The organism is Pseudomonas sp. LARHCG127, assembly GCF_052871455.1.
The window spans coordinates 185324-200852 of sequence record NZ_JBIXJT010000010.1; the positions used below are offsets into that span (position 1 = coordinate 185324).

12 protein-coding genes and 1 pseudogene are annotated in these 15529 nt (G+C 59.4%); 10 read left to right on the plus strand and 3 right to left on the minus strand.

Annotation, left to right across the window (positions count from 1 at the left end; translation table 11 throughout):
* Window positions 1-37 precede the first annotated feature (37 nt).
* Window positions 38-460: a hypothetical protein gene (locus tag ACIPQ1_RS18555; RefSeq protein WP_250962798.1), complete on the minus strand. Its 423-nt coding sequence runs from the start codon at window positions 458-460 to the stop codon at window positions 38-40.
* 142 nt (window positions 461-602) lie between these two features.
* Window positions 603-774 (minus strand): annotated as a pseudogene (locus ACIPQ1_RS18560) (IS5/IS1182 family transposase); the annotation flags it as partial.
* A 1143-nt stretch (window positions 775-1917) separates the two neighbouring features.
* Here ACIPQ1_RS18560 and ACIPQ1_RS18565 point away from each other — a divergent pair.
* From ACIPQ1_RS18565 to ACIPQ1_RS18575, 3 genes are read left to right on the plus strand one after another with little or no spacing between them, the layout of a single operon-like run.
* Window positions 1918-3666: a carbamoyltransferase C-terminal domain-containing protein gene (locus tag ACIPQ1_RS18565; RefSeq protein WP_186708065.1), complete on the plus strand. Its 1749-nt coding sequence runs from the start codon at window positions 1918-1920 to the stop codon at window positions 3664-3666.
* Window positions 3659-4564: a glycosyltransferase family 2 protein gene (locus tag ACIPQ1_RS18570; RefSeq protein WP_411386317.1), complete on the plus strand. Its 906-nt coding sequence runs from the start codon at window positions 3659-3661 to the stop codon at window positions 4562-4564. The genes ACIPQ1_RS18565 and ACIPQ1_RS18570 overlap by 8 nt, the downstream gene beginning before the upstream one ends.
* The gene (locus ACIPQ1_RS18575; RefSeq protein WP_446534582.1) at window positions 4561-5847 is read left to right on the plus strand and encodes a capsule biosynthesis protein; all 1287 of its coding nucleotides are present in this window, start codon (window positions 4561-4563) and stop codon (window positions 5845-5847) included. Before ACIPQ1_RS18570 ends, ACIPQ1_RS18575 begins: the two co-directional genes overlap by 4 nt.
* Window positions 5848-5855: 8 nt before the next feature.
* Here the strand turns inward: ACIPQ1_RS18575 and ACIPQ1_RS18580 are convergent, their stop codons facing one another.
* Window positions 5856-6488 (minus strand): toluene tolerance protein, encoded by a 633-nt coding sequence (locus ACIPQ1_RS18580; protein ID WP_411386319.1) that lies wholly within the window; start codon window positions 6486-6488, stop codon window positions 5856-5858.
* Between the two features lie 153 nt (window positions 6489-6641).
* Between ACIPQ1_RS18580 and ACIPQ1_RS18585 the strand changes: the two genes are divergently transcribed.
* The 7 genes from ACIPQ1_RS18585 (at window position 6642) to hldE (ending at window position 15435) form a co-directional block, all read left to right on the plus strand.
* Window positions 6642-7748 carry a capsular polysaccharide export protein, LipB/KpsS family gene (locus tag ACIPQ1_RS18585; RefSeq protein ID WP_446534583.1) on the plus strand — a complete coding sequence of 369 codons (1107 nt, stop codon included), beginning with the start codon at window positions 6642-6644 and terminating at the stop codon, window positions 7746-7748.
* A complete protein-coding gene (locus ACIPQ1_RS18590; RefSeq protein WP_446534584.1) occupies window positions 7749-8945 on the plus strand; it encodes an O-antigen ligase family protein in 1197 nt (398 codons plus the stop codon).
* 133 nt (window positions 8946-9078) lie between these two features.
* On the plus strand, window positions 9079-10869 hold the full coding sequence (gene msbA, locus ACIPQ1_RS18595; RefSeq protein WP_411386322.1) for a lipid A export permease/ATP-binding protein MsbA: 1791 nt from the start codon (window positions 9079-9081) through the stop codon (window positions 10867-10869).
* On the plus strand, window positions 10869-11765 hold the full coding sequence (locus ACIPQ1_RS18600) for a GNAT family N-acetyltransferase (RefSeq protein ID WP_411387455.1): 897 nt from the start codon (window positions 10869-10871) through the stop codon (window positions 11763-11765). Before msbA ends, ACIPQ1_RS18600 begins: the two co-directional genes overlap by 1 nt.
* Before the next feature lie 37 nt (window positions 11766-11802).
* Window positions 11803-13236: a PIG-L deacetylase family protein gene (locus tag ACIPQ1_RS18605; protein WP_446534585.1), complete on the plus strand. Its 1434-nt coding sequence runs from the start codon at window positions 11803-11805 to the stop codon at window positions 13234-13236.
* A gap of 80 nt (window positions 13237-13316) precedes the next feature.
* Window positions 13317-13919, plus strand: a complete 603-nt coding sequence (cysC, locus tag ACIPQ1_RS18610) for an adenylyl-sulfate kinase (RefSeq protein WP_446534599.1) — start codon at window positions 13317-13319, stop codon at window positions 13917-13919.
* Window positions 13920-14013: 94 nt separating this feature from the next.
* Entirely contained in the window at window positions 14014-15435 is a 1422-nt protein-coding gene (hldE, locus tag ACIPQ1_RS18615) for a bifunctional D-glycero-beta-D-manno-heptose-7-phosphate kinase/D-glycero-beta-D-manno-heptose 1-phosphate adenylyltransferase HldE (protein ID WP_446534586.1), read from the plus strand.
* Window positions 15436-15529 lie beyond the last annotated feature (94 nt).

A 15529-nucleotide genomic window follows, 5' to 3' on the forward strand; every position in this document is an offset into this window, starting at 1 on the left:
CTTTAATATATCTATTTTTTATACCGATATTCTCGTGTTATTCATAAAAATTTACGTTGAATTCGGTCGATTGGGAAAAGCCGCAAACAGGATCATGAATTGTTAGTTTAGTGAAAACGTTACGGCCACCTCCTTCGCCTGGATTTTTGGGTATAGGAGTGACCGTTATAATTGCATCCGAAAATGATGTGTATTGTAATCCCCCCGTTCCCTCTTTCCATTCATATCCAATTTGCCCGCTAGGAGTTCTCGACCCGCTGGCATTGTAAGTCGCAGATTCCGACATTTTTCCGCTGTCTGGACGCTGGATATCGATGTGGATAGGTTTTTGTGCCCCGTCTTCCATCTGGCCAGTGTTAGGGTTGTGTGTAGGATAGTAGCAAGTTTCATTAAGTGCGTGCGCACTCATGTTGAAGCATAGAAAGCTAACCGCCGCAGTCGTGAGCAATAACGTTCTCATGTTGTTTCTCTCCAAAGTTTTGCTGTTTAGTGCAAACATCCATAAATTCTGTTTGCAATGAGATGTTAGATGGCGTTGCTTCCATTGGGGCCTGTCAACTACGACAGTTTTTAATAATCAGTTGCGCTATTGATGTGATTTTTTAGGCTCTGTACGTAAAGAGATGTCGCAGACAACGCATGGAACAAGCCAGTGAGACCATGGCTGCGTGCTTTTCTCGAGCTTGTCGAGACGTGTGACGATGCGGTGGCTTTCTTTCAGCAACCGCTCATGCATTCGATAATGTTGCGCTGCCGGTATTTGGGTCGATCAAACGTAAGCGATCCATGACCTATATATTCAGCTGTCGTGAGCAGCCTACTGTGTTAGGTCAGACTTCTGGCGCTGCGAAGTGACAAGACGCCGGCGAGTTAGCGCAGCACTGTTCCGCAGCACAGCGGCTTAGTTTAGAGGGCAAAAAGAGCGCTTTATGATTTTTGGTGATGTGGTTGATAACAAAAAACAATAAAAAACTGTCAGTCTTGACAGTTTGATTTTTAATTGTTTTTTTTATCTTTGGGTGACTGTCAATATTGAATTGACAGGGTGAAGAATTTACTGAGGAAATTCATATGTCACAGGAGCAAGCACTTATATGCCGGCGAAATAGTGAGCAGGCTATAGCGGGCGTTTATCGAGACCTGATTATCACTTCGGCAGACTCAGGTTCAGGAAAGATGGAGGGGCGATTGGACTCCTTTAATCTCGCATCGAAATTGGGGGGCGGCGCGATACATGACGCTGGGTTCCATTACGATGTCCCTTCAGAAGGCTCAACCGTGTGGTTTACGGTTGATACTGCAAAGTTTATTTTGAAAGCAGACGATAGAACATTTAGCAGGTTGTATGGCGAGGTGACTTTTGAAGACGGATCGGTCGAGGCTTGCGCATTTAAGAAGCCTTTCCCATAAAGCTTTTCTCTTCGCTGTATTCTTGGAAGAGGGAGCCGTATGGCTCCCTTTTTAAGAGCTGTGCTTTTGCTGTATCGGACATCTTCGCGTTTTTTACGTTGTACGGTTTGCGCGGATCATCAACCACTCAGTACCAGCCTTACAAAGTAATGAAAAACTTCATGCGTGGAATGTGGGGGCTGCGGATGTGTGGCGTATGACCGTGAGATTGCCCACCGCCGATGGTTATGAAGCAATCCATGTCATGACTACTGGTCTCGGCCACCATGACTATGAATGCCCATAAATGGCTTTTTAAATAACATCATCGCAGCGAGCCGCCTATCCGGTGGGCAGGTTTTCCATTGGTCTATTGGCAACGCCTCGCAGGCCCCACTCACCGCTAGAGGCTTAAGGCCGCTTTTACGCTATAATCCCGCCCTTTAGCTGCCCCGCACCCCTGATGCGCGGCACATCCATTTTTTGCGGCGCTTGTCGCCCGTATGCAGACATAAGAGGCTAGACCCTGTGGCATTGACGATTCTTGGCCTGTCCGGCGCCCTTAGCCATGATCCTTCCGCAGCGCTTTACATTGACGGCAAGCTGATCGCGGCGGCCGAGGAAGAGCGCTTCGTACGCGATAAACATGCAAAGAACCGCATGCCCTACGAGTCGGCGAAGTTCTGCCTGGAGCAGGCCGGCATCAAGCCTTCCGACGTCGATGTGGTGGCGATCCCCTTCGCCCCCATCAGCCTGTTCGGCGAAGCGCGCTGGCACTACGCCAAGCGTTACTGGTACGCCCCGGACCGCGCCCTCGACGCGATCCTGATGGGCAACCGTCGCTACAAGCGTTATCGCCGCAAGATTGTCTGGTGCCTGGAACAACTGGGCTTCGATCCGAAAAAGATCAAGATCGAACCGGTCGAGCACCACTTGGCCCACGCTTCCAGCGCCTACCACTGCTCGGGTTTCCAGGAAAAAACCGCGATCCTGGGCATCGACGGCAAGGGTGAGTACGCCACGACCTTCTTCGGCTATGGCGAAAACGGCAAGATCCACAAGATCAAGGAATTCTTCGACCCGGACTCCCTGGGTGGCCTGTACGGCGCGATTACCGAGTTCCTCGGTTTTGAAATGCTCGATGGCGAATTCAAGGTCATGGGCATGGCGCCCTACGGCGATGCCAGCAAGTACGATTTCTCGCGCCTGGCCTCGTTCGAAAACGGCGAATTGGTGATCAACACCGACTACGCCAACGTAATCGGCCTGCGTCGTTATAAAGAGAAGGGCAAGGGCTTCTACTTCTCGCCGAAACTGATCGAGTGGCTCGGTCCGAAACGTGAAGGCGACATTGCCGACGAACCGTACATCCACTATGCGGCGAGCATGCAGGCGCTGTTCGAGAAGCTCGCACTGCAAATGATCGACCACTACCTGGGTGACGTGCTCAAGGAAACCGGCAAGCTGGCCTTCGCCGGTGGCTGTGCGCTGAACGTCAAGCTGAACCAGAAGATCATCGCCCGTGACGACGTCAAGGAGCTGTTCGTGCAACCGGCTTCCGGCGACGCCGGCACGGCAGTGGGGGCGGCGGCTTATGTGTCCCACGCCCGTGGCGTGCCGGTGGAGAAGATGGAACACGTCTACCTCGGCCCCGCCTACAGCAACGAAGATGTGATCGCCGCGTGCGCCCGTCATCCGAGCAAGCCTGAGTGGCGCAAAATCGACAACACCCCAGAGCGCATCGCCAAGATCATGGTCGACGGCAACCCCGTGGCCTGGTTCCAGGGCCGCATGGAGTTTGGCCCGCGTGCCTTGGGCGGTCGCTCGATCATCGGGTGCCCAAGCGCCAGTGGCGTGGCCGATCGCATCAACGAACAGATCAAGTTTCGCGAGCGCTGGAGGCCTTTCTGCCCGTCGATGCTCGACACCGTTGCGCCGCAGATGATCAAGGTCGACCACCCGGCCCCTTTCATGACCTTCACCTTCGAAGTGGCCGAGGAATGGAAAACCCGCGTGCCGGAAGTCGTCCATGAAGACGGCACCTCCCGGGCCCAGGTGCTCAAGCGCGAATACAACCCGCGCTACTACGACATGATGAAGGCCCTGGAAGTCCTGACTGGCAATGGCGTGTCGCTGAACACCTCGCTCAACCGTCGTGGCGAGCCGATGATCTGCTCGCCGACCGACGCGCTGAACATGTTCTTCGGTTCCGACCTGCAGTACCTGATCATGGAAGACATTCTGGTGGTCAAGGACGGTGTGGACGCTTATGACTGAAGTGCTGGTCAGTGTCATCATTCCGGCCTACAACTACGCCGAGACCTTGCCTCGCGCGGTGAATTCAGTCATTGCGCAGTTGAGCCAAGCCCAGGCTGAGTTGTTGGTGATCGACGATGGTTCCACCGATGCAACGCCCCAGGTCCTGGAGCAATTGCAGGCCGAACATGCCGGGGGCTTCCGAGCCTTGCGCAAGCCCAACGGCGGTCTGTCATCGGTCCGAAACCGCGGGATTGAGGAGGCTCGGGGGCAATACCTGATCTTCCTCGACGCCGATGATGAGATGGCACCCGGTGCCCTTGCCGCGGTGACCCAGCATATAACCAGTCATCCCGAGACTCGCCTGGTCATCGGCGGCCACTGGTCGGTGTTTGCGGACGGACGTCGTGTCGAGCATGAAGTAAAGCCACTACCGACCACACCGCGTGGGCGTGTTCGGGGTTATCTGCTGGACAAGACGGTGACGCTGTCCAACGGTGCCTGTGCAATGCATCGCGAAGTATTCGGGCCGGGCAACTACCCAGAGCATCTGCGCAACGTTGAAGATATCCCGGTGTTTGCCCAGGTGCTGGCGCGTTTTCCGTGCACCGTACTCCCAAAGCCGTTGGCGCTGATCCACAAGCATGGCGACAGCATGCGCCATGACCTCAGGCAGAGCCTGGCGGCGGGCGTGGGCATGGTGGACGAAGTGTTTTCCCCGGCACGCATGCCGCAGGAACTGCAGGACCTGCGCCAAGCCTTCATGGCCCAGCGATGCCTGTCGTTGTTCCGCGATTGCTACAGTGCCGGCGACTATGCCAATGCCAAGGTTTTTTATGCCCAGGCCATTCGTACCGATCTTCGGTCTATCACGCGCTGGTCCTACACGCGCAAGGCCATCCGGTTGTTGTTCAAGTGAGCGCCTCGAGGTCTGACGACAATAGGTTCCAGGCCGACGGAAGCTGGGCCCGAAAGGCGCGTGAACTGGACCGCTATCGCTGGAAAGTGCTGCGCGAGCGTCACGGTCGCCTTGGCAGCCTGTTGCGACTGGCTCGTGATGTGCTGGTGGATGTCGCGACTGGACTGCGCGCCAAGGCGCGCCTGAAGCGTTCGACAGGCGCGGCACCCTGCCAAGTGCTGCTGTTGCATTCGGCACCGAAGTCCATGGCACTGCAGCGCAAGAACGTGTTGATCGATGCCCTGCGCAAGCGCGGCCATCAACTGACGGAGGCCGCGCTGCGCGCTCCCGCCGACGCGTGCGCCCAGCGCATGCTCGTGGCGCCGCCACAGGTCGTACCCCTGCGTTACCTGGTCTATGCCGCCCATGCTCAATGGCTGGTGGAGACCTACCGACCCAAAGTATTGATCAACGAACGCAATGGCAGCCTCCACGCGCCGTTCCTGCGCCTGGCGTTGGCCGCGCGGGGTGCCCGGTTGCTGCACCTGGCCCATGCCACGACGTTGGAGTCATCCCGCCGGCTGGGCATGAACGACTACGATTATTACGGCGTCTTCGGGCGCAGTTCGCTGGAAGCCTTGCAAGAGCGTCGACTGCGGTTCGGTGAGTCGACAGTGGTGCTGGTCGGTTCCTACCTTGTCGATGAAAGCTATGACCTGCCCATCGCTGATCCCTGCATCAAGACATTGTTGGTCTTGGGGGTAGGGCCCGATCGAGAAAAAGAGTCCGGTTATGAGGATACCTATCGGCTGCTGCGCGATTGGGCCGGGCGCAATCCGCATTATCGCCTGCTGTTCAAGCGCCACCCGCGCAGCAAGGCGCAATTCTGGATCGACGCGGCGACGCGATTCGCCAACATTGAGCTGCTGGATATCGACTGCTCGCTGGCACAGGCACTTGCCCAGGCCAGCGTAGTCGTCAATATCATGTCCAATGCCGGCATCGAGGCGGGGCTGGCAGGCCGGCCGGTGATACATGTGAATGCTGGCAACGATGTGGATATTTTTTCCCACGCGTTGTTCTTCGGGCCGCAAGTGCGCGACGAGCAGGCTTTTTCCCAGCAGTTGCAGGCGCTAGAGCGCGATTATACGGATTGCGTGGTCAAGGCCCGCGGCTTCGCCGATTATCACTTGGTACACGGCTCCAAGGGGTTGGCAAAGACCGTCGAGCTGGTCGATGACTTGTTGCGCGACAGGGATCCCGCGCAGGACTTCGAATTATCCAGGCTGCCTGCCGCCGGCTGACTGGCGATTCAGGTACCGAGCGCGAGCCTCAGCTCCCGTTCGTTGCAGGTCTGCTGATGGCTGAGGTAGTGCTCCAGGAACCGATTGTCCCTGAGCAGCCATTCGCGATCCTGGCGGTAGCGCAACATGTGTTTGAAGTTGCGCAGGCGCAGCCCTTTGCGCAGCGGCTTGCCATAGACCCTCAGGTCGGCGACGTCGATCAGCCCCAGCGTGTCTTCAGGTGTCAGCACGACGTTGCCCAGGTGCGCGGAGCGAAAATAGATGCCCTTCTGGTGGAGGCCAGCCATGAACTCACCGAGTCGTGCCTGAAGGTCGGCAGGGGCATCCCCGTCCAGCAATTGACGAAGGGTGCGACCAGGCAGCGGGTCGTAATGGACCGCGTCACGCTCGATGGAGGGAATGCGAAAGACCTGGCGAACCCGCGGACACTCAATGCCGCGCTCGTGCAAGGCCTGGCAGTTGTCGGCAAAGCGCCTGGCATACGGCGACCATAGCGCGGAGGTCAGCAGACGCTTGCGCCGGAACAGCTTGAGTATCGAGCCATCGACCAGGCGCAGCACTTTATCCCCTTGGCGATCGGCTTCGAGGACATCGGCACCTTCGCGCAGGTCGAGGTAAACAGTAGGGTCGAGCGTTTGCATCAAGGCTCCAAGGCTTGGCCCGATGGGAGGGGCAGCCGGGTATGTTAGCGCAGTGTGCAGGCGGCAAAAACCGCTGTGGTATAGTCGCGTCAATTTTCACCGGGGCGTTCGCCTTGTTCACGGCTCGCCTGGCGCCGTCTTTCTGGATATTCCATGACGAAAACGCTGTTCATTTCCCTGGCCAAGCACCAGGGTCTTTATTTCAATCGCTTGCTCAACGAAACCGAGCTGCAAGGTAAAGTCGTTTCTCCTCAACACATGCCCTGGCCAAGGTCTCTGCGAATCTCCAGGATTGTTTCGCGCATCGATTGGCCGAGCCTGATCGAAGAGAAATGCGAGGAGCGTCGGGTCAAGAAAAAAAACAATGGCACGCTGTATCGCCTGTTGCTACGCCTCGAACTCCTGTGGATGGCGCTGCGCGCCCAGGCCTTGCTTGACCGGGAGCGCCCCGATGCGTTGGCGTTCTGGAACGGCGCCCATCGTTACTGCCGGTTGCTGGCGGCACTGGCGCCGGCCGGTTGCAAGACCTTCTTCTTCGAAAACGGCCTGTTGCCCGACACCACTACGGTGGATCCGCGCGGCGTGAACTACCTGAACGCGGTTCCGCGCGAGGCAAGTTTCTACCTCGATTACCCGCATCCAGTGCCGGAAAGCCAAGCTGCGCCGGTGCTGATTCCTCGTGCGCCACGCAGCGCCGGACCGGCCCCGATCATGCTGCCCGCGCAGTTCGTCTTCATTCCGTTCCAGGATGATCGCGACAGTCAGGTCCGCCTGTTTTCCCCCTGGATCAGGAACATGCGCGATATGTTTGCCTTAGGCGAGCGACTCGCCGAGGAGACGGGCATGACTGTGGTGTTCAAGGAGCACCCGTCCAGCCGCGAGAGCTACCCCGAGCTGCACGAGCGCACCCATGAACGCCTGCTCTTCGCCAACGGCAATGCCACGCAACAGTTGATCGAGGCCAGTCAGTTCGTGATCACGGTCAATTCGACCGTGGGGCTGGAAAGCCTGCTGCTGGGCAAGCCCGTGCTCACGCTTGGCCAAGCCTTTTTCAATATTGAAGGGCTGGTGATGCATGCCGAAAATGCCGACCAGGTCATGGCGCTGGCCCGTGGATTCCCGCAATGGCCGCTCGATGAGCGCTTGAGGCGCAACTTCCTTCATTATCTTTCCGAGAGCTACTGCATCAAGGGCAGCTGGAAAAATGCCGATCAGGCTCAATTGCAACGGGTCGCCGATCGGATTCTGAGCAGAACCTGAATGTTGAACAATATAAAAAGACTTATCGACCAGGATGTCCTGGTGGCATGGGCATCCATTGGCTTTCTGGTTCTTCTATGTGGTGCTTGGGTACTGCCGGAAAACAAGCTTTATCACCAGTTGTTGATTTTCCTGCTGTGGCTGCCTGCCTTGCTGGCGTTGTTCCGTCGGGATTTCCGGTTGTTGTTCAAGCAGCCCGAGTGCGTGTTCTACGCATTGTTCATGGCCTGGACATTGCTGGTGCTTTGGATCGAGGGAGGAGAGAACGTCCTTGGCAAGGTCAAGGTCACGATCTATGTGACACTGACGCTGTCTGGCATATTGCTGGCGGCACAGAACCGTGCATGGCGGTTCGAGTCGATGTTGCTGTATGCATCAATCGTGGGCGGTGTTTTTGCGTTGGCCTCTTGGGTCTATTTCTACCCGTTCAGCGCCCGGCCTTTCAGCGCGCGAGTACTTGCGATCGGTTTGTGGGACACCGCCATCCCTGCCGCGCATGCGGTGGGAGCCCTTGCGATCATCGGCACATTCATGTTGCAGACCAAACGTTTCAGCCCTTGGGTGATGATGCTTCTGATCATTCCTGCCTTGGGGTACGCGGTATTTTTGGGCTTCAACCAAACCCGTGGTGTATGGATCGGCCTGCTGGCCGGTCTGTTGATGGCGGGCGTGGCGCGACCGTCGCGACTGGCCGCAGCATTGATCGCTCCGGTGATTGCCGGGATCGCATTGATCGCCGTATTCGCGCCGGAAATCTTTCTGCAGCGTGGTGTGTCCTATCGTCCAGAGCTATGGGGCGCTGGCATTCGATTGATGTTGGAGCATTGGGCAACAGGGCTGGGTTTCCATGAATATCTCATTCCTGTCGCCGAAATCCGGCGACCATTCAAGCATCCCCATAACCTTTTCCTGGATACCGGTGTACGTCTCGGTGTGCCTGGCCTGATGTTGTATGGCTTGCTATGGCTGGCTGCGGGCTGGCGTGGTTGGATTTCGCGTGCGCAACCGCTGGGTCAGGTGCTGCTGATACTGTGGGTCTTCTCCGGCGTGTCATTACTGACAGATGGCATTGGCCTATGGCTCAAGCCCAACGCGGACTGGCTGATTACTTGGCTGCCCATTGCGCTGAGCATAGTATTGGCGGCTCGGGGTAACCCCGACATCAAGGTTTCCAATGGGAGTGTTCCTGCCTCCTGACCATGCGGCCGTGCCGTGAGGAGCCCTCCTGACGGCACTCCCACTCCTTCATCCTGGCTGGGCCAATGTTGCAATTGGTTCGCTGTTACAATCTGCAGCTTGTCTGTCTTTTCAAACGTGCGAGGCGCACCGAATGGCCAATTCCGACCAGCAATCGAGCATGAAGATTTACGTGCGATTGCTAAAGTACGTACTCCCGTATTGGGGCGCTTTCGCCGTCAGTATCGTTGGCTTCGTGTTGTTCGCATCCAGCCAGCCGATGCTGGCGGACATGCTCAAGCATTTTCTCGACGCACTGCAAAAGCCCAATGACACCCAGTTCATGGGGGTATCGCTGGTACTGGGGGTGCCGCTGCTGATCGTGCTGATCGCGGTCTACCAGGGTATCGGTTCTTTCCTGGGCAACTACTACCTGGCCAAGGTCGCCCGGGGTGTGGTCCATGACTTGCGTTGCGCGTTGTTCGACAACCTGCTGACCTTGCCCAACCGCTACTTCGACAACCACAACTCCGGTCACCTGATTTCCCGCATTACCTACAACGTGACCATGGTCACCGGCGCCGCCACCGATGCCATCAAGGTCGTCATCCGGGAGGGGTTGACCGTGGTGTTCCTGTTTGGCTACCTGCTCTACAGCAACTGGAAAATGACCCTGGTGTTGCTGGCGATCCTGCCGGTCATTGCCCTGCTGGTGAGCAGCGCGAGCAAGAAATTCCGCAAGCAAAGCAAGAAAATCCAAGTGGCGATGGGCGATGTGACCCATGTGGCGTCGGAAACCATCCAGGGTTACCGCGTGGTGCGCAGCTTCGGCGGCGAAAGTTATGAGATCGAACGGTTCCACAAGGCCAGTGCCGATAACATGAACCGCAGCCTGGGCATGACGCGCACCCAGTCGATCTACACGCCGATGCTGCAACTGGTGATCTACATCGGCATGGCCGTGTTGATGTACCTGGTGCTTTACCTGCGTGGCGATGCCTCGGCAGGTGAGCTGGTGGCCTATATCACCGCCGCCGGCTTGCTACCCAAGCCTATCCGCCAGTTGTCGGAAGTCAGCGCCACGATCCAGAAAGGGCTTGCCGCGGCGGAGAGCATTTTCGAGCAACTCGACGAAGAGCCTGAAGTCGATACGGGGACCCAGGAGATGGCCCGGGTCAATGGTCGGCTGGAAGTGCGCAACCTGAGCTTCCAGTACCCGGGCACGGAAAAACTCGTGCTCGACGATATCTCCTTTACCGCCGAAGAGGGCCAGATGATCGCCCTGGTAGGGCGCTCGGGCAGCGGCAAGTCGACCCTTGCCAACCTCATCCCGCGTTTCTATCACCACGACAAGGGGCAGATACTGCTCGATGGCGTGGATGTCGAGCAATACCGGCTGAACAACCTGCGTCGACACATTGCCTTGGTGAACCAGCAGGTCACGCTGTTCAACGACAGCGTGACGAACAACATTGCCTATGGCGATCTCGCCGGTGCACCGTTCGAAGATGTCCGCAGGGCGGCCGAAGATGCCTACGCCGCCGAGTTCATCGAGCAAATGCCGCAGGGCTACGACACGCTGGTGGGCGAGAACGGCGTGCTGCTTTCCGGGGGCCAGCGCCAGCGCCTGGCGATTGCCAGGGCGTTGCTCAAGAACGCTCCGCTGTTGATCCTCGATGAGGCGACATCGGCCCTGGACACGGAGTCCGAGCGCCACATCCAGGCCGCCCTGGACCAGGTGATGAAAGGACGCACCACGCTCGTCATTGCCCACCGGTTGTCGACGATCGAAAAAGCCGACCTGATCCTGCTGATGGACAAGGGGCGTATCGTCGAGCGTGGCACCCACGCCGAGCTGTTGGCGCTGAATGGCTTCTATGCACGCCTGCACGAAAAGGATTTCGTCGAGGGCGCCGACGAGCCGGCGAAGGAGTCCTTCGTTTGATCCTGAGTTACTGGCGGGCCTGGCGAGAAAGCGGGTGGACCCCGATAGACGCAGCGACTTATGCCCAAGCCTGGCATCAGTTCGGCGGCAGCGTGGCGACACACCCCGATGTGGTCGAGCGCCTGGCCGGGCTGGTGGGTATTCCGGTGCGCTACCTGGGATGGCTCGTCGATGGCCAACTGCACGCCGCCATGCCCACCTGGGGGCGGCATGTGGCGCTAGCCAAGGATGTGCTCAAGCGTGAGGGCAAGCGTGGCATGCTCGACCTGGGCAATTCCGAGGTCATCCTGCCCGTCAGCCAAGGCGCCCAGGTTCGCCTGCGGCACCGTGTGCGGTATGTGTCCGAACTCAATGCCCCGCACGTCACTGGCCTCGTCGAGCAACCGGAAGGCCTGGCGCTGGCGCGTGAGCCAGAGGACTACAGCAAGAAGTTCCGCTACAACCAGCGCCGCGAACAGCGGCTGCTGGAAGACGCGGGGGGCAGTATCCGGCCCATGCTCGAACTGACCCCCGGCGAACAGGCCGCAGTGTATGCCGACCTGTTCCAGCGTCGCTGGAATTTCGAAGTCCCGGGCAAGACGCATCTGGCCGAGGTGTTCAGCCTGATGCGCGAATTCATGACCGGGTCGCTGATTTATCTGAATGACGAACCGGTGGCGATCCAGATTCTGTATCGGGTCGAGGCGCCCGGCTGGTTCAGCCTGGAATACATCAATGGCGGGGTTGATCCGCAGAGCCGCGACTTCAGTCCGGGCAGCGTGCTCAGCTTCGTCAACACCCAGGCCGAGTGGGAACTCGCCCGGGCAGCGGGCAAGCCGCTGCGCTACTCGTTCGGCCGCGCCGATCGCGAATACAAGGATCGCTGGTGCAACCGGGTTCCGGTCTATCAGGTTTGAGGGAGCACACGCAGCCCATGAGAGAGAGAAGAGAACCGTGAGCGCACGCAAGCAGCAACTGCTCAAACGCCATCGTCAACGCAAGCGCCTGGTACTCGCTGGCGTGCTGCTGGCGGCGCTGGTGCTCGGCTTTACGGTTTCGTGGTGGTCGTTGCCGGTATTTCTCCTGCTGGTCTGGGTTGCCCACGAAGCCTGGTTCTCCGACCATCTGTTCTATGCCCCGGGGGACGATTATCGCTATGACTTCCCGCCAGATACGCCTCGGTTTCCCGTCAGTTTGATGGGGGGGAAGCTGCAACTCACGGGTGAATTCGATGCCGGGCAGACGCTGATCTTGCAGGTACGGGTAAAAAGCCATTGGCTGGGACGCTTCCTCGACCCCCAAGTCTGGATTGGAGATGATCGCCAGGATCTCGAACGGGGCGTTTTCGGCGAGCGTTTTCTCAACCTGTCCGGACAAGGTTCGGCACTCGCGGATGGCACCCTGGCATTGCGCGGACGTTTTTGCAGCGTTGCCCCGCAGGCTACGTTGCATGTGCTGAGCAATCCGGATTTCGGCCAGCAGCGCCTGCTCATCGTCGCGCCCCATGCCGATGACGCCGAACTGGCTGCATTCGGGCTGTACAGCCGTGCCAGCGATGTGGCTATCGTGACGCTGACCCAAGGGGAAATCGAAGCCGAGCGCTATCGCGACATGGGCCTGGACCCCGCCGAGGCCGCTCGTCTCAAGGGGCGCTTGCGCAGTTGGGACAGCCTGGCCGTGCCGTTATGGGGGGGCGTGGCGCAACAGCAATGCGTGCAGCTGGGTTATTACTGCCTGCAGTTGGAAGCCATGGCGAAGGCACCCGACCAAGGCTTCGGCTCGCGGGAGTCAGGCGAGAGCGATATCCGCCAGGTCCGCAGGTTCAATGCCTTGAGCCTGCCGGGTGACAGTGATGGCTTGCCGACGTGGCGCAACCTGGTGGCCGACCTGGCACGTCTGCTCGAACATCACCGGCCCGAGGTGTTGTTGACGCCGCATCCCGAGCTGGACCCGCACAGCGATCATGTCGCCAGCACCCGAGCGCTGATGGAGGCGATCGAGCTCAGTGCCTGGCGGCCGCGGACCTTGCTGCTCTATGCCAATCATCTGCACGACAACGACCGCTGGCCGATGGGGCCGGCAGGCCATGGCATTGCGCTGCCGCCGGCCATAGAACCCTTGCCGGCCGATGGGTTGTGGAGTCCGTCACTGGACGCTTCCACCCTTATGGACAAGGCCATGGCCCTGGGCATGCAACATGACTTGCAGGGGCGTCCTCCGTTCAAGCGGCGTTTGCGCCGCGCCATCCAGCGCCTGCTGGCCGGGCGCCGCTGGCCGCGCACCGGAGAAGACGAGTTCTTCCGCAAGGCGGTCCGGCGGCATGAGCTTTTCTGGGTTCGGCACTTGGACACCTCGTTGCAGGATGATCGCCAGGCCAGCCGCTCCTGATTCGTTGACGTGCCCGAGCCCGCCTGTGCTTTACTTTTGAGCAGCCGGTAGAGTTGGGAGATGCTTGATTCATGGAAAAGATGTCAAAGGTATCGACACATCAACAGAATTCGCCTCACGCCTCGACGGTTTCCCCCGAGGCCAGGGCCGCGATCAAACGTCAACAACCGCTATGCGTCTGGCTGACCGGGCTTTCCGGGGCGGGGAAGTCGACACTGGCCAATGCGCTGGAAGTGCGGCTGCACGAGCAGGGGCTTCACACCTGCCTGCTTGACGGTGACAACCTGCGCCGGGGTTTGTGCAGCGACCTGGGCATGACGCCTGAAGCGCGCAATGAGAATATCCGACGCATCGCCGAGGTGGCGCGGTTGATGGTCGACGCAGGGCTGATTGTCATCGTTGCGGCCATCTCACCCTTTCGATCCGACCGTGAGGCGGCGCGCCAGTTGTTTCCCGAGGGTAGCTTCCTGGAAATCTATGTCAGCACGTCCTTTGAGGTCTGTGCCCAGCGGGATCCAAAGGGGCTTTATCGGGAAGCGCGTGCCGGCCGCTTGAAGAATTTCACTGGCCTCGACAGCCCGTATGAAGCTCCCCTGGCCCCCGAGGGCAATATCGACACGGACGGCCTGGCGCTGAGCGAGGCCTGCGAGCGCTTGTGGGCATTGGTACGGCGTTGCCCCTGAAAGCGGCTATTGCATCCGGTTGCAGCCGTGCAAGAGCCTTCCTCAACCCTGTGCTAATATCGCGCCCCTGTTCATTTTGTATGTGGGATGCTCCATGAAGTTGTCCATGCCGCGATTCGATCAAGCCCCTGTATTGGTGGTCGGCGATGTCATGCTCGACCGCTACTGGCATGGCGGTACCTCACGGATTTCCCCTGAGGCGCCGGTACCGGTGGTCAAGGTCGAACACATCGAGGACCGCCCCGGTGGTGCCGCCAACGTGGCCTTGAACATCGCTGCCCTCGGCGCGCCGGCGTCCCTGGTGGGCGTGACCGGTGACGACGAGGCCGCCGACAGCCTGACCAACAGTCTCAAGGGGGCGGGCGTACGCGCGATATTCCAGCGCGTCGCGCACCAGCCGACCATCGTCAAGCTGCGGGTCATGAGCCGTCACCAGCAACTGCTGCGCATCGATTTCGAAGAACCGTTCGCCACCGATCCGTTGGCCCTCGGTGCCGAGGTCGACAAGCTGCTCGAAGGCGTCAAGGTCCTGGTGTTGTCGGACTACGGCAAAGGCGCGTTGAAAAACCACCAGTCGCTGATCCAGGCCGCCCGTGCCCGTGGCATCCCGGTCCTGGCCGATCCCAAGGGCAAGGATTTTTCCATCTACCGGGGCGCCAGCCTGATCACGCCGAACCTCAGCGAGTTCGAAACCATCGTTGGCGGTTGCGTCGATGAGCATGAGTTGGTGAGCAAAGGCGCGCAGTTGATGCAAGACCTCGACCTCGGTGCCTTGCTGGTGACCCGTGGCGAGCACGGCATGACCTTGCTGCGCCCCGATCACCCGGCGTTGCACCTGCCGGCCCGTGCCCGTGAAGTGTTCGACGTGACGGGCGCCGGCGACACGGTGATTTCCACCCTGGCCGCGGCGATCGCTGCCGGTGAGGAATTGCCCCACGCGGTGGCCTTGGCGAACCTGGCGGCAGGCATTGTCGTCGGCAAGCTTGGCACGGCCGCCATCAGCGCCCCCGAGCTGCGTCGCGCCATCCAGCGCGAGGAAGGCTCCGAGCGCGGCGTGCTGGGCCTGGAGCAGTTGCTGCTGGCGGTGGACGACGCCCGCGCCCATAACGAACGCATTGTCTTCACCAACGGTTGCTTCGACATCCTGCACGCCGGCCACGTGACCTACCTCGAGCAGGCCCGGGCCCAGGGCGATCGCCTGATCGTCGCGGTCAATGACGATGCCTCCGTCAGCCGTCTCAAAGGCCCCGGGCGTCCGATCAACAGCGTCGACCGGCGCATGGCGGTCCTGGCTGGCCTGGGCGCGGTGGACTGGGTGATCAGTTTCAGCGAGGGCACGCCGGAGAACCTGCTGCGCCAGGTCAAGCCGGATGTGCTGGTCAAGGGCGGTGACTACGGGATCGATCAGGTCGTGGGCGCGGACATCGTCACGGCCTACGGCGGTACCGTGAAAGTGTTGGGGCTGGTGGAAAACAGCTCGACGACGGCGATTGTGGAGAAGATCCGCAATAACTGATGTGTCAGGCAAGGCGCAGAACCTGTGGGAGCGAGCTTGCTCGCGATAGCGGTGTGTCAGCCAAATAGAGGCTGACTGATTGACCGCCATCGCG

Bases quoted from the DNA above. Each gene is read 5' to 3' on its own strand.
- ACIPQ1_RS18555 (WP_250962798.1), bottom strand. From the start codon at position 460: ATGAGAACGTTATTGCTCACGACTGCGGCGGTTAGCTTTCTATGCTTC.
- ACIPQ1_RS18570 (WP_411386317.1), top strand. From the start codon at position 3,659: ATGACTGAAGTGCTGGTCAGTGTCATCATTCCGGCCTACAACTACGCC.
- ACIPQ1_RS18580 (WP_411386319.1), bottom strand. From the start codon at position 6,488: ATGCAAACGCTCGACCCTACTGTTTACCTCGACCTGCGCGAAGGTGCC.
- ACIPQ1_RS18585 (WP_446534583.1), top strand. From the start codon at position 6,642: ATGACGAAAACGCTGTTCATTTCCCTGGCCAAGCACCAGGGTCTTTAT.
- ACIPQ1_RS18590 (WP_446534584.1), top strand. From the start codon at position 7,749: ATGTTGAACAATATAAAAAGACTTATCGACCAGGATGTCCTGGTGGCA.
- msbA (WP_411386322.1), top strand. From the start codon at position 9,079: ATGGCCAATTCCGACCAGCAATCGAGCATGAAGATTTACGTGCGATTG.
- cysC (WP_446534599.1), top strand. From the start codon at position 13,317: ATGTCAAAGGTATCGACACATCAACAGAATTCGCCTCACGCCTCGACG.
- hldE (WP_446534586.1), top strand. From the start codon at position 14,014: ATGAAGTTGTCCATGCCGCGATTCGATCAAGCCCCTGTATTGGTGGTC.